Source organism: Paraburkholderia largidicola, assembly GCF_013426895.1.
In the GTDB taxonomy this organism is placed as follows: domain Bacteria; phylum Pseudomonadota; class Gammaproteobacteria; order Burkholderiales; family Burkholderiaceae; genus Paraburkholderia; species Paraburkholderia largidicola.
In genome coordinates, this window is the sequence record NZ_AP023174.1 from 3,653,600 (window position 1) to 3,667,842 (window position 14,243).

9 protein-coding genes are annotated in these 14,243 nt (G+C 62.6%); 3 read left to right on the top strand and 6 right to left on the bottom strand.

Annotated features, from left to right (window positions below; translation table 11 throughout):
- Nucleotides 1-60: 60 nt before the first annotated feature.
- From PPGU16_RS16295 to PPGU16_RS16310, 4 genes are all read right to left on the bottom strand, one after another.
- Nucleotides 61-618, bottom strand: a complete 558-nt coding sequence (locus tag PPGU16_RS16295; RefSeq protein WP_180721073.1) for a dTDP-4-dehydrorhamnose 3,5-epimerase family protein — start codon at nt 616-618, stop codon at nt 61-63.
- On the bottom strand, nt 615-2,288 hold the full coding sequence (locus PPGU16_RS16300) for a hypothetical protein (RefSeq protein ID WP_180721075.1): 1,674 nt from the start codon (nt 2,286-2,288) through the stop codon (nt 615-617). The genes PPGU16_RS16295 and PPGU16_RS16300 overlap by 4 nt, the downstream gene beginning before the upstream one ends.
- A 66-nt stretch (nt 2,289-2,354) precedes the next feature.
- Nucleotides 2,355-3,077: a TylF/MycF/NovP-related O-methyltransferase gene (locus PPGU16_RS16305; RefSeq protein ID WP_180721076.1), complete on the bottom strand. Its 723-nt coding sequence runs from the start codon at nt 3,075-3,077 to the stop codon at nt 2,355-2,357.
- On the bottom strand, nt 3,074-3,940 hold the full coding sequence (locus PPGU16_RS16310; RefSeq protein ID WP_180721078.1) for a 2OG-Fe(II) oxygenase family protein: 867 nt from the start codon (nt 3,938-3,940) through the stop codon (nt 3,074-3,076). Before PPGU16_RS16310 ends, PPGU16_RS16305 begins: the two co-directional genes overlap by 4 nt.
- A gap of 356 nt (nt 3,941-4,296) precedes the next feature.
- On the opposite strand from PPGU16_RS16310, the gene PPGU16_RS16315 reads away from it, so the two are divergent.
- The 3 genes from PPGU16_RS16315 (at nt 4,297) to PPGU16_RS16325 (ending at nt 8,601) form a co-directional block, all read left to right on the top strand.
- Nucleotides 4,297-5,358 carry an alginate lyase family protein gene (locus PPGU16_RS16315; protein ID WP_180722651.1) on the top strand — a complete coding sequence of 354 codons (1,062 nt, stop codon included), beginning with the start codon at nt 4,297-4,299 and terminating at the stop codon, nt 5,356-5,358.
- 76 nt (nt 5,359-5,434) lie between these two features.
- Entirely contained in the window at nt 5,435-6,823 is a 1,389-nt protein-coding gene (locus PPGU16_RS16320; RefSeq protein WP_180721080.1) for an L-serine ammonia-lyase, read from the top strand.
- 77 nt (nt 6,824-6,900) lie between these two features.
- Entirely contained in the window at nt 6,901-8,601 is a 1,701-nt protein-coding gene (locus PPGU16_RS16325) for a thiamine pyrophosphate-binding protein (RefSeq protein WP_180721081.1), read from the top strand.
- A 283-nt stretch (nt 8,602-8,884) separates the two neighbouring features.
- On the opposite strand, the gene PPGU16_RS16330 is transcribed toward PPGU16_RS16325, so the two are convergent.
- Entirely contained in the window at nt 8,885-10,033 is a 1,149-nt protein-coding gene (locus tag PPGU16_RS16330; protein WP_042305112.1) for a branched-chain amino acid ABC transporter substrate-binding protein, read from the bottom strand.
- 88 nt (nt 10,034-10,121) lie between these two features.
- Nucleotides 10,122-14,072 carry a trifunctional transcriptional regulator/proline dehydrogenase/L-glutamate gamma-semialdehyde dehydrogenase gene (putA, locus tag PPGU16_RS16335; protein WP_180721083.1) on the bottom strand — a complete coding sequence of 1,317 codons (3,951 nt, stop codon included), beginning with the start codon at nt 14,070-14,072 and terminating at the stop codon, nt 10,122-10,124.
- Between the last annotated feature and the right edge of the window lie 171 nt (nt 14,073-14,243).

The window sequence follows — 14,243 nt, forward strand, 5'->3', positions numbered from 1 at the left end:
GTCGTGGCGCCGGCGTATCGGCGCCTCCCGACTCAAACGTCGAGCCACCCTGCGTTTGCGCTAGCGGAGATCGCTCAGATATTGCGCGACGCCCGGCAGCGAACGGTCGCGCTCGGACATCATCGTCACCGCTCGCGGCCACGCGATCGCAAGCTGCGGATCGTCATGCGCAACGCCGCGCTCGGCGGCGGGCGCATAAAACTGCGTGTGCAGATAGAGAAGACGGCTATCGGACTCGAGGGTCTGGAAGCCATGCGCACAGCCTTCCGGAATGAATACGGCACGCGCGTTATCCGGCGCAAGCTCAACGGCATGCCAACGCATGAACGTGGACGACGCCGGCCTCAAATCGACGATCACGTCCCAGACGCGACCTTCCATGCAGCGCACCCACTTCGCATCGGCATTTTCGCCCGCCTGAAAGTGCATGCCGCGCACGGTTCCTGCCGTCACCGTATGCGACCAGTTGATCTGCACGATATCGCGCGTGCCGTGCGCGTCACCGAAATCGTGCGCGCAAAAAAGACGCATGAAGCTGCCGCGCGAATCCGCATGCGGCTTGCTCTGTGCGACGTATGCGCCTTCGATGGGTAGCTGCGTCAGCTCGTTCGTACTCATGCGCCACCACTGCCGGTGACATAGATCGCCGCCCCGTCGCTGTTGAACAGATTGAGCTGGCCGACAAATCCCGCTGCGGCATCGATCTTGCCATAGCGCATGGCAATGTATTTGAGCAAAAGATAGCTGCCGAGACGTTCGACGCAGAATGCCCACTGCCGTGTCTGGTAACCTTCGCGCGGCGTGGGGTAACGTTTGACACAGGCAAGCACGACACGCTCGATCGCGTCCATTGCCGCCAGCCAGAATGCAGTCGGGAAGACACCCATTTCAATGCCGCCGGGAATGAAGACCGTCGCATTGAAGAACAGCGCGACTTCCTGCGGTCCGAGGACGCCGAGTTCTACCGCTTCCGACACGAAGCGCAGCATATCTTCGACATGATGCGCAGTGCTGTACTGGTTGAGATAGCCGTCCGGCAGGGTGAGCAACTTCCCGATCAGCAGATCGTCGTTCGCGGGCAGCATCGCCGCGGCCAGATCGACGCTGGCGAGAATGGAATTCCCGATCACATCCATCACAGGATAGTTGGGCGCAGGCGCGCCCCCGATCTTCGACGTCGAGACGAACTTGCGGTATTGACACATGCCGACGCGACGGAACTGCTGTCCGCTGTGGATGAGGTAGTTCTTCAACGCGAAGCAGCCGGCCAGCGAGCCGAGCTGGGGATGATAGGGCTCCCACGCGGGCGCCAGGTCGCGCAGGTTGGTACGACCTGGCGCCTGCGACTGGCCCAGGTAAATCGGCGTGACGAACGACGGATACTCGAAAGGTAAGTCGACGTGCGTGTAGCACACGTACAGCACATCCTGCACGTCGAGCTGCGCGGTCGTCATGAAGCCGTCTTCCGCGTGTCTGAAGCGTTGGCCATCGCATGCCTTCAGAATCGCGCCGCGCAGCTTGAGAAAATTTCTCAGGAACGCCTCGTTGTTCGACTTCAGGTACTCGCGCTTGATCTCGTTCAGAAACGCGACCTGATTGGCGAACGGCTGCATCGCCGCATTCGTCCATGGCATGCCAGACGCATCGAAGCCGCGAACCTGAATGTCCGGGCACATCGCCAGCACCAGCGCGGCGAAGCGCTGCACGAGCGCCTGCTTGAGCGTCGCGCGCGGCGTGTGCTGTTCGGCCTTTGCCAGCACGGCGTCGACTTCGGCATCGCCGGACTCCAGAATTTCGTGGAGCTTTTCGGTCAGCGCAAACCAGGTTGTCCAAAACGACCGGCGCGCAACGATTTCAGAGCCGATGACCGTAGAGCGGGCATCCATGACCAGGGTTTGCAGGTCGATATCGAGGCCGATCCGTCGCAGGCAAACCGATGCCGCTTCGACCAGACCAGGATACGCCGCATTGGCCTGCTCGAACACGTTGAAGTAGCAGGCTCCCTCCCGCGACGCCGCAGAGAACACAAGCACATCGGCGTCTGGGTTGCCGGCGATGAACGCATGGACGTCCGCCGCACCGAGCCCCGTCGTCTGCCGGAAATCCGCGCCGAAGAAGCCGTAAAGCTCGTCGTCCTGAACGGGATGACTCAGAAAAAACTGACGAATCGCGTGATATTCGCCCCAATCGCTCCCACTGAGACCCGTTGCGTCGAGCGTGACAAAGCCCGCGTCGCATTGGCCGCGGGCCGCTTCATCGAGGAGAATCTGGAACGTGTTTGCTTTCATAGTGGGTCGCCCGGTCGGGATGCGCGACGGACCTGACCGTTGCGCATCCATGCGGGAAAAGCCGGTTTAGACGTGGAAATAGCCAGCGGCTGCGTCGAAAGGCAGACGCTTGAGCTCGACCTTGTTCAGATCGAGGACCTCGCGCAGCGCCTTCGTTTCGCCCGGGAAGTTCCGGTAGGCCACTTCGTCCAGAACCACGACGGCGCCCTTCGGCATGTAAGGCAAGAAGGTTTCCAGCGCGACCTTCGTCGACTCATACAGGTCGGTGTCCAGAATCAGCATTGCGACGACGAGATCCGGGCGCGTCTTGACGAACTCCGGCGCCGTCCTGGCGATATCGCCCTTGACGAGTTCGCAACGCGGAATGCGATTGACGGGACGGACCAGGTCGTTCGCTTCGATCATCTGCTCGATGAGCGACATATCCGTGTCTGAGAACATCGACGTATTGATGTCGCTCGGATCGTGCTCGGGATCGATGCCGGTGAAACCGGAGAACGTGTCGAAGCCGACGATCGAGCGATTGATCGCGTACGGTTCCAGAATGGTCGACAGATGCATGTAGAGCATCAGCGAATTGGCCTTGTACACGCCGCATTCGATGATCGCGCCGGGAATGTCCTGAATTTTCTTGAACAGCTCGATGCGCGACAGCGCTGCCGTGACGGTGATCCGGTCGGCAAACACGAACGGCGCGCTCGCCACGTAGGCCGCGTCGACGCGGTCCAGCACCTCGGCGCGCTTCGCTGCGAATGCCTTTTCGGCTTCGGTGAGTCGGCGCTTGGTCATGCAGATATCTCCTGAAAACGGTCGAAGTTGCCAGCGTAAAAATAGTCCTTGAAGCCGGCCTCGGGATCCGGGCAGCCGTTGTCGACGTTGATCGCGCCCCGTCCGGCCTTCAGGTCTTCGATATGCATGAGACGGAAATCGATGCTGAAGCGCGTCTGGCCGCTGCGGTTCGGCACGGTACCGTGCAGGTGCGCGCCAGAGAACACGATCATTTCGCCGCCGTTCAGACCGATGCGCAGTTCGTTCGACGTATTGATGTCTTCGAGCGGTACCGGGTGAACACGCGCTTCTTCGTTCAGCGACTGCGAAGCCTTCCAGCGTTCGTTGTTGATCCAGTCCGCAAGATGCCAGTCGACCGAGGAGTTCTTGACGGGTACGCTGAAATATTCGGGGTTGATGCTCATGGTCGTGTCGGGCGTCACGCCGTACACGGGCATCCATGTGTTGAGCTGGCATTGCACGGAGCCGTACCAGGTATCACGATGCGGTTTGTACGCGTAGCTCACGCCCGCGTGCAGGTAGTCATAATGCGGCACGACGCGCAGCCGGGGCACGTCGAAAAGATAATCCGCGGGATTCTCGCCCAGTTCGACGATGAAGTCCCGGATGATCTCTTTCGCTTGCGCGCTGTTGGTAAACTGCCCTTTGATGCGCGAGACAACCTGGACGAACTCCTTCACAGGCATGAGCGTGTGAAGAAGACGCGAGTCGGTGTCCTGCCCGAGCTCCCGGGTAATGCTGTCCTTCGCGAGCTCACGCAACTGCTGTGCTGTCTTCAGTTGTGTTTCGAGAAAGATGGCGCCTGTATAGATAGCATCCTTCAGACTGCCGTGACTTCGAGCTTGATTGATATGTAGATCCATCGTGGTCCCTCGAGCGCGCCGTCACGCCGTCGGCATCCACTGTGGGCCGACAGCTGACACGCAAACATTTGCATCATCGCGAAGTATCGGCTAGGTTTGCGGGTCGTCAGGCGTCAAATTGAGGCCATAAGCGGGTCCAGTTCACCGATTGGAGCGTCCTGGCGCGGTGATACTGGATGGAACGGCGAACTGGGAACCAAAAAGTCATGCCTCTGTCACGACCGTGACAGTACAAGAACCGTTAATATCACACCCCATTCCGCCCATTGAAGGAGCGTCGAAGAGTGCAACCGGTGCGAATGCTCAAAACCCGTCTGGCGCCGTCAACGGGGACGGCGCGGAAGTTTGCCAGCCGGATGACGGCGACGTCGATTCTGGCGAGCTTCGCAATGCTGTCCCTGCACGCCCACGCCGCAATGAACCTCTGCGCCGCGCCCGCGCTGCAAACCAGCGAGCGCACCAATTCCGATCCGGGCGTCAAGGCTTTGGTGAGCAATGTCCAGGCGCATCTGAACGAGCCTGCGCACGCAGTGCGTCAGTTGCACACGGAAGGCACGCTGCCTCACGAAGGCATCTACGACCAGAGCAAGGAAGCGGAGAAAGACCTCGACCTGTTGCGCGATGCCGCCCTCGCATGGCGTGCTACCAGCGACGACCGCTATCTGAAGCTGGTCGACCGCCTGCTGTATGCGTGGGTCACGACCTACCAGCCGTCTTTCAATCCCATCGACGAAACGCCGTTCGAAGGGCTGATTCTCGCGTACGACATGACGGCGAGCGCGCTGCCCGTGAAGACGCGCAACGCGACGATGACGTTCCTCGCCAAGCTCGCGAACGGCTACATCGCGCAGATCGACGCGCAACAGCGGCCGCTGACGGGCACGTTCCGCAACAACTGGCAAAGCCATCGCGTGAAGCTGATCGCCATGGCGGCCTTCACGCTCGACAACCGCAAGATGATCGAGGCGGCGCAGCGCCTGTACGTCGAGCACGTGAACGACAACATCGCGCCCGACGGCACGACCGTCGATTTCGGCGAGCGCGATGCGCTGCACTATGTGACCTACGATCTTCAACCGCTCGTGACGGCCGCGCTCGCCGCGCGCCGCCACAACCGCAACTGGCTCAACGAACGCGCGCCGAGCGGCGCGACGCTCGCCGCCGCGTTGAACTGGCTCACGCCGTATGCAACGGGCGCGAAGACGCACGACGAATTCGTGCGTTCGACCGTGCCTTTCGACGCAAAACGCCGCGAGGCCGGTTTGCCGGGCTATAGTGGTCAGTGGGACCCAAAAAATGCGGCCGAACTGTATCACCTCGCCGCGCGGCTCGACGGACGCTACACGCCCGTCGCGCTGAAACTGGCACCGACGCCGCCCGCGTGGCTCGCCGTGTGTCTGCCCTTGCCGGCGCGTTGATCACGCGCGGCATCTTCTGCTGCCGCGCTACCCGCGCAGTGCAGCACAAACGAATTTCCAGTTAGCAGGAGCAGTGATGGCAGTCAGCGTTTTCGATCTCTTCAAAATCGGCATTGGCCCGTCGAGTTCACACACGGTCGGTCCCATGCGCGCGGCGTTGATGTTCGCGCAAGGGCTCGAGCGCGACGGCCTGCTCGACAACACCGCATCGGTGAAGGTCGATCTGTATGGTTCGCTCGGTGCGACGGGCAAAGGCCACGGCACCGATCGCGGCGTGATGCTCGGCCTGCTCGGCGACGCGCCCGACACCGTCGATCCCGACACGATTACGGCCCGCCTCGAACAGGTCCGCACGTCGCGCACGCTCGCGCTGCTCGGCACGCACGTCATCCCGTTCGTGCAGAAGGACCACATTTCGTTCTACCGCCAGGCGCTGCCGGAGCATCCGAACGGCCTCAAGCTGCGCGCGTTCGATGCGAACGGTGAAACGCTGCGCGAATCGACGTATCTGTCGGTTGGCGGCGGCTTCGTCGTGACGGCGGGCGCGCCGAATACGAAGGTGCTCGCCGCCGTCGAACAGTTGCCGCATCCATTCCGCAGCGGTGCCGATTTGCTGGAGATGTGCAAGACGACGGGCAAGAGCATCGCGCAACTGATGTGGGAAAACGAGCGCGCATGGCATACAGATGAAGAAACGCGCGCGGGCCTGCTGAAAATCTGGGACGTGATGCAATCGTGCGTCGCGCGCGGCTGCGGCATCAACAACCCGGGCGCGGACGGTAATCTGCCCGGCCCGTTCCAGGTGAAGCGGCGCGCGCCGCAACTGTATCGCGCGCTGACGGGCAATCCGGAGCGCGGATTGCAAGATCCTCTTTCGATGATCGACTGGATCAATCTGTACGCGATTGCCGTCAACGAAGAAAACGCAGCGGGTGGCCGCGTGGTCACCGCGCCGACCAACGGCGCGGCGGGCATCATCCCCGCCGTGCTGCATTACTACACGCGCTTCATGCCGAACTCGAACCAGCAGGGCGTGTTCGACTTTCTGATGACGGCAGCCGCGATCGGCATTCTGTACAAGCTGAACGCGTCGATCTCCGGCGCGGAAGTGGGCTGCCAGGGCGAAGTGGGCGTCGCGTGCTCGATGGCGGCGGGCGCGCTCGCGGCCGTGATGGGCGGCACGCCGTTGCAGGTCGAAAATGCTGCGGAAATCGGCATGGAACACAATCTCGGCCTCACGTGCGACCCCGTGGGCGGCATGGTGCAGATTCCGTGTATCGAACGTAACGCAATGGCGTCGGTGAAAGCCGTGAACGCCGCGCGCATGGCGCTGCGTGGCGACGGCAGCCATTATGTTTCGCTTGATTCCGTCATCAAGACGATGCGCGAGACGGGCGCGGACATGAAGACCAAGTACAAGGAAACGTCGCGCGGCGGGCTGGCCGTGAACATCATCGAATGTTGATGCCGCTTTTACGAATGACATCGGCGAGGGTCTCGGCGTAAGCTGTCGAAGCTCTTCTGACTGGAGGTGTCTTCGCAATGTCGCTGTCTTCCGATGCTTCAAATATGACTACTGGCGCGCGGCTCATGGTCGACGCGCTGCTGACGCATGGCGTCGAGCGCGTGTTCTGCGTGCCCGGCGAGAGTTTTCTGGCAGTACTCGATTCGCTGCACGACGAGACGTCGCAAATTCAGACGGTCGTGTGCCGCCACGAAGCGGCCGCCGCCAACATGGCGGAAGCCGTCGGCAAGCTGACGGGCCGGCCCGGCATTGCAATCGTCACGCGCGGCCCGGGCGCGACGCACGCGTCGATTGGCGTGCACACCGCGTTTCAGGATTCGACGCCGATGATCCTGCTGATCGGTCAATGCGCGCGCGAGCATCTGGACCGCGAGGCGTTCCAGGAAATCGACTATCGGCGCATGTTCGGCCAGATGGCGAAGTGGGTCGCGCAGATTGACGACGCACGCCGCATTCCCGAATACATGAGCCACGCGTTCCACACGGCGACATCGGGCCGGCCGGGCCCTGTCGTGCTGTCGCTGCCGGAAGACATGTTGAGCGATGCGTGCGCCGCGATGCCGGGCGCACCCGCTTATCAGCGCGTTGCAGCAGCGCCTGCGCCGCAGCAAATCGAGCGTTTGCGCGGCCTGCTTGAACGCGCAAAAAAACCGATGGTGATTGCAGGCGGCAGCGGCTGGACACCGCAAGCGTGCGACGACTTGCGCACGTTCATCGAAAACTGGCAGCTTCCGATTGGCCTCGCGTTCCGCTTCCAGGACACGCTCGACAACGAGCATCCGAACTACGCGGGCGACGTCGGACTCGGCGTCAACCCTGCGCTTGCGAAGCGCATCCAGGACGCGGACGTACTGCTCGCGCTCGGCCCTCGCCTGGGCGAAGCGACGACGAACGGCTACACGCTCTTCGACATTCCGAAGACGAAGCAGACGTTGATCCATGTTCACCAGGGCGCGGAAGAACTGGGCCGCGTCTATTCCGCCGATCTCCCCATCGTCTCCGGCATGCCGGAAATCGCGTCGATGCTGGCGCAACTGAAGCCGTCGACGAAGCCCGCGTGGGAAGGCGCTGCAAAAGAAGCGCACGACGCGTACCTCGAATGGCGCAAGCCGCGCAAGATTCCCGGCGACGTACAGCTTGGCGAAATCATGTTGCAGTTGCGCGAGCACTTGCCGAAGGACGCGATCCTGACGAACGGCGCGGGTAACTATGCAACGTGGCTGCACCGGCACTTTGCGTACCGCCACTTCCGCTCGCAGCTTGCGCCGACGAGCGGCGCGATGGGCTACGGCGTGCCGGCGGCGATTGCGGCGAAGTCGCTGTATCCGGACCGCGCGGTGGTGGCTTTTGCGGGCGATGGCTGCTTCATGATGTCGTCATCGGAAATCGCGACGGCGATGCAATACGACCTGCCCGTGATCTTCATCGTCGTGAACAACAGCCAGTACGGCACGATCCGCATGCATCAGGAGCGGCACTATCCGAACCGCGTGCACGGAACGGGGCTGACGAACCCGGACTTCGCAGCGTTCGCGAAATCGTTCGGCGCGCATGGGGAAACAGTGGAGCGAACGGAAGACTTCATGCCGGCGTTCAAACGCGCACAGGAATCGAAGAAACCGGCGGTGATCGAAATTCGCCTGCTTCAGGAAGCGAGCACACCGGGCGCAACGCTGGAACAGGTTCGCGAGCAGGGCAAGAAGTTGCGCGGGGAGTAACGAGGCACGCGCACCATACGCAGCCCCGGGCCGTTGAGGGCCCGTGGGCAAACGTCAGGCGGCTCGGTGTGAGCCGCTTTCTTTTTGCCTGCTTTTCTTTGCGGCGGCAAAGAAAAGTAGGTGCCGCCCCGCACAGGGGCGACGCTTGAAGCACCAATAACAAAACGCGGACGCCATCGCCAGGCTCAAAAAACACAAAAGCCTCGCAGAGCAAAAAACCCTGCGAGGCTTCGAAAAATCAGCAACGCTCAGCTAATCACCAAGCGCCGCAAAGGCAAAAAACTTACTTACCGCCCACGCTCTGCAGCGTCGTCCACTTCCCATCGACGACCTTATACAGCGTGATACCGCCGTTCTTCAGATCGCCCTTCGGGTCATAGGCCAGATCCTTGGTGGTGACAGCCGGCATGCTCGTCTTCGCCAGCACCGGCAGGTACTTCGCCGGATCCGTCGAATTAGCCTTCTTCATGGCATCGAACATGGCCATTGCGCCGTCATAAGCGTACGGCGAGTACGTCTGAACGTCTTCATTGAAACGCTTCTTGTACTTGGCAACATAGTCCTTGCCGCCAGGCATCTCTTCAAGCGGCAGACCAGCCAGCGAAGCAACCGTACCATTAGCCGCATCGCCTGCGACTTGCAGGAACGTCGGCGTGTGCACCATTTCGCCGCCCATCAGCGGAGCCTTGATGCCCAGCGTCTTCATCTGCTTGACCATCGGCGCAGCTTGCGAATCAGCACCGCCGTAGTAGATCAGATCCGGCTGAACCGACTTGAGCTTCGTCAGGATCGACTTGAAGTCGACAGCCTTGTCGTTCGTGAATTCACGATCGACGATCGTGCCGCCTGCAGCCTTCGCTGCCTTCTCGAACTGGTCGGCGAGGCCCTGGCCATAAGCCGTACGGTCGTCGACGATCGCGATCTTCTTCATGCCCAGCGTCTTCACAGCGAACGTGCCCGCGACGGAGCCTTGCTGCGTGTCCGAGGTCATCATGCGGAACGTCGTCTTGAAGCCTTGCTGCGTGTATTCCGGCGCCGTCGCCATAGCGATCTGCGGAATGCCCGCGTTCGCGTAGATGCGCGATGCCGGGATCGTCGTGCCCGAGTTGAAGTGGCCGAGCATGCCCTTGATGTTGTCGTCGACGAGCTTTTGCGCGACCGTCGTGCCCGTGCGCGGGTCAGCCTGGTCGTCCGCCGTGTCGAGCACGAAGCGAACCTGCTTGCCGCCGATCATCGGCTTCGTCGCGTTCATGTCTTCGACTGCGAGCGTGATGCCGTTCTGGAAGTCCTTGCCGTAGTGCGCCTGCGCGCCCGTCATCGGGCCGGCGAAGCCGATCTTCACGTCTTCGACCTGCTGTGCATGCGCAGTCCCCGCCAGCGACATGGCAGCGAACAGCGTCGCGCCTGCCAGCTTTTTCATCGTATGTTGCATAGCTTCTCCTTGGTACCAGGTGTGGACGGCGCGGTGATCGGGGTCGCCGTCTCGCGCCATTTTTTTGAATCGATCAAGCAAGGTTCGCTCAGCCGATCGTCATCAAATTCGCATTACCGCCTGCTGCTGCCGTATTCACGCTCACCGAACGCTCCGTCAACAGACGTTCGAGCGCGTAATCTTCATCGCCGCTTTCCAGCGCCCGCGCCGCAACGCCCTGCACCGACACGATCGGGCCCGCGCGTTTCGCGATGTCCTTCACGAGCGTCAGCAGCTCGTCGCTGTCGCCTTCGAAGAGCGCGGCATCGAACGATGTTTCCGCGTTCTTCTTCACGCTAGCGTACTGCTTGAGCGGCACCGGCAGCGCAGCATACAGCTGCTCGCCCGCCGCGCCTTCGAACAGCGCCTTGTTGCCCGTTGCAAGCGCCGCCGCGAACTGCACGCGTGCGCCGCTTGCCGTCGACGCAACGCACAGCACCGTGCCGCGCGCACCGAGCGTGTACGTGTTGCGCTCGCCCGTCGGGCCGGACAGCACGGCCGTCGCGCCCGCCGGAATGTTTGCCAGATAACCGTCGCAACGCGCGGCCAGCACAGGCTCGCGTTCCGCGATCAGCCAGTCGCGCAGCGCTGTCAGCGCTGCGGCAGGATTATCGCTTGCCGCGTTGCCGTTCTGTGCACCATTCGACGCAGCTTGCGAACCGTCGACCATCAGCGTTTGCGCGAGCGACTTCGGCAGACCAGCGGGACGCGTCGCGAGCAGACGTTGCAGATACAACGCGCCGCCCGCCTTCGGACCCGTGCCCGACAACCCTTCGCCGCCGAACGGCTGCACGCCGACCACGGCGCCGATCACGTTGCGGTTCACGTAGATGTTGCCCACGTGCGCGCGGCTGATCACATGCGCGATGGTTTCGTCGATACGCGTATGGATGCCGAGCGTCAGGCCATAACCCGTCGCGCGGATCTGCTCGAGCAGTTTGTCGAGCGCGCTGCGGCGATAACGCACCACGTGCAGCACCGGACCAAACACTTCGCGCTTCAATTCGTCGATGCTGTCGAGTTCGATCAGCGTCGGCGGCACGAACGTACCGGCGTTGCAGCCATCCGGCATCGGCAGTTGCGTGACCTTGCGGCCCTTCTCGCGCATCGTGGCGATGTGCGCGTCGATGCCGCGCTTCGCTTCTGCGTCGATCACGGGGCCCACATCGGCCGACAGACGATCCGGGTTGCCCACCGCCAGTTCCTTCATCGCGCCCGTCAGCATTTCGAGCGTGCGGTCCGCGACGTCGTCCTGCAGACAGAGAACGCGCAGCGCCGAACAACGTTGACCGGCGGAATCGAACGACGACTGCAGCACATCCGCCACCACCTGTTCCGCGAGCGCCGACGAATCGACGATCATCGCGTTCTGGCCGCCCGTTTCGGCGATCAGCGGAATCGGCTTGCCTTCGGGGTCGAGACGGTTCGACAGCGTCTTGTTGATCAGACGCGCGACTTCCGTCGAGCCAGTGAACATCACGGCACGCGTGCGCGCATCGGCCACCAGCGCAGCGCCGACCGTTTCACCATCGCCCGGCAGCAGTTGCACCGCGCCCGCTGGCACGCCCGCTTCGCGCAGAATGCGCACGGCTTGCGCGGCGATCAGCGGCGTCTGTTCAGCAGGCTTCGCGAGCACCGTGTTGCCTGCTGCGAGGGCAGCCGCAACCTGACCCATGAAGATCGCCAGCGGGAAGTTCCACGGGCTGATACAGACGACGGGACCGAGCGGACGGTGCGTGTCGTTCGAAAATTCGTCGCGAATCTGCGTGGAGTAGTAGCGCAGGAAGTCGATCGCTTCGCGGATTTCAGCGACGGCGTTCGGCAGCGACTTGCCCGCTTCGCGCACGACGAGGCCCATCAGCGTATGCATCTGCGCTTCGAGCAGATCGGCGGCACGCGCGAGGCAATCGGCGCGCGCTTCGACAGGCGTCGCCTGCCAGATCGGCGCGGCGGCGACAGCGTGCGAGAGCGCGGCGCTCACATGTTCCGGCGTCGCTTCGACAACCGTGCCGACGAGGTCGCGATGATCCGACGGGTTGCGCACGTCGCGCGCATTGCCGACTGCGATCTCGTTGTCTTCGAGCATCGGCGCAGCGCGCCACGGATGATTCGCGCTCGCCAGCAGCGCTGACGACAGCGACGCGAGACGATGCTCGTTCGACAGATCGAGGCCCATCGAATTGGTACGTTCCGTGCCGTACAGATTGCGCGGCAGCGGAATCTTCGCGTGCGGCGCGCCGAGCGGCACGACCCTGGATGCCTCTTCCACCGGATCGGCAACGAGATCCTTGATCGCCACGCTTTCGTCAGCGATGCGGTTCACGAACGACGTGTTCGCTCCGTTTTCCAGCAGACGACGCACGAGATACGCGAGCAGCGTTTCATGCGTCCCGACGGGTGCATACACGCGGCACGGACGGTTCAGCTTGTCGCGGCCCGTGACTTCTTCGTACAGCGGTTCGCCCATGCCGTGCAGGCACTGAAACTCGTACTGGCCGGGATAGTAGTTCTGGCCCGCGAGGTGATAGATGGCCGACAGCGTGTGCGCGTTGTGCGTCGCGAACTGCGGATAGACGGCATCCGGCGCGCCGAGCAGCTTCTTGGCGCAAGCGAGGTACGACACGTCCGTATAGATCTTGCGCGTGTACACCGGATAGCCTTCGAGACCATCCACCTGCGCGCGCTTGATTTCCGTATCCCAGTACGCGCCCTTCACGAGACGGACCATGATGCGGTGACGGCTGCGGCGTGCAAGATCGACGATGTAGTCGATCACGAACGGGCAGCGCTTCTGATACGCCTGCACGACGAAGCCGATGCCGTTCCAGCCTTGCAGCTCCGGATCGAAGCACAGCGCTTCGAGCAGATCGAGCGAAATTTCGAGGCGGTCTGCTTCTTCAGCGTCGATGTTCAGGCCGATGTCGTAGCGGCGCGCGAGAATAGCGAGCGCGCGCACGCGCGGCAGCAGCTCGTTCATCGTGCGTTCCTGCTGCGAACGCGAATAGCGCGGATGCAGCGCGGACAGCTTGATCGAAATGCCGGGGCCTTCGTAGATGCCACGGCCGCCTGCCGCCTTGCCGATCGCGTGGATCGCCTGTTCGTACGACGCGTAGTAGCGCTGCGCGTCGGCTTCCGTCGTCGCGGCTTCGCCGAGCATGTCATACGAGTAGCGGAAACCGCGTGCTTCGAACTTGCGGCTGTTCGCCAGCGCTTCGGAGATGTTCTCACCCGTGACGAACTGCTCGCCCATCAGGCGCATCGCCATGTCGACGCCCTTGCGGATCAGCGGCTCGCCGCCCTTGCCGATCATGCGCGTCAACGCCGACGAAAGCCCCGTTTCGCTATTCGTCGTCACCAGCTTGCCGGTGATCATCAGGCCCCACGTCGCCGCGTTCACGAACAGCGACGGTGCATGGCCGACGTGCGAGCGCCAGTCGCCCTTGCTGATCTTGTCGCGGATCAGCGCGTCGCGCGTGGCGCGATCGGGAATGCGCAGCAGCGCCTCGGCGAGACACATCAGCGCGACGCCTTCCTGGCTCGACAGCGAGAACTCGTGAATCAGCCCTTCGACGCCGCCGCCCTTGCTCTTGCCGCGCAGCGTTTCGACGAGCTTGCCCGCCAGGGTCTGCACGTCACTCGCGATGTTCGCGGGCAGGCGCGCCTGGCCGAGCAGGAACGGCACGCACTCCGGCTCGGGACGGCGATACGCCGCCGTGATCGCCGCGCGCAGCACCGATTGCGGCTGCACGCTCTGCGCAAATTCGAGGAACGGATGCAGCCCGTCGCTTTCGTCGGAATCGGCGGCACTGTCGGTCAGTTCGGTCGCGTGATGGTGGCCCGACAGTTCGGCGGGCAGCTGACCGTGTTCGATCTTCTCCAGATACGCGAAGATCGCCTGCTTGATCAGCCAGTGCGGAGTGCGTTCGAGACGCGTGGCGGCATCTTTCAGCCGGGTACGCAACAGGTCGTCGACTTTGACGCCAAGGGTGGTGCTCGCCATGGTTCCTTCTTTATGCGCCGACGGACGCCGGCCAAAGACTAAAAAGTTGGCCGAATCGTACCCCTCTCAATAAAAAGGTGCAACCAGTTGCGAGAAACGGTTGCACCCTTCGGTGAGGCTTGTTGCACAAGGCTGAGCGGAGAACGTGCACCGCCACGAGGCACGCGGTTG

Coding starts and splice junctions, on each gene's coding strand:
- PPGU16_RS16305 (WP_180721076.1), bottom strand. CDS start 3,077: ATGACCAAGCGCCGACTCACCGAAGCCGAAAAGGCATTCGCAGCGAAG.
- PPGU16_RS16330 (WP_042305112.1), bottom strand. CDS start 10,033: ATGCAACATACGATGAAAAAGCTGGCAGGCGCGACGCTGTTCGCTGCC.
- PPGU16_RS16295 (WP_180721073.1), bottom strand. CDS start 618: ATGAGTACGAACGAGCTGACGCAGCTACCCATCGAAGGCGCATACGTC.
- PPGU16_RS16320 (WP_180721080.1), top strand. CDS start 5,435: ATGGCAGTCAGCGTTTTCGATCTCTTCAAAATCGGCATTGGCCCGTCG.
- PPGU16_RS16310 (WP_180721078.1), bottom strand. CDS start 3,940: ATGGATCTACATATCAATCAAGCTCGAAGTCACGGCAGTCTGAAGGAT.
- PPGU16_RS16315 (WP_180722651.1), top strand. CDS start 4,297: ATGACGGCGACGTCGATTCTGGCGAGCTTCGCAATGCTGTCCCTGCAC.
- PPGU16_RS16300 (WP_180721075.1), bottom strand. CDS start 2,288: ATGAAAGCAAACACGTTCCAGATTCTCCTCGATGAAGCGGCCCGCGGC.
- putA (WP_180721083.1), bottom strand. CDS start 14,072: ATGGCGAGCACCACCCTTGGCGTCAAAGTCGACGACCTGTTGCGTACC.
- PPGU16_RS16325 (WP_180721081.1), top strand. CDS start 6,901: ATGTCGCTGTCTTCCGATGCTTCAAATATGACTACTGGCGCGCGGCTC.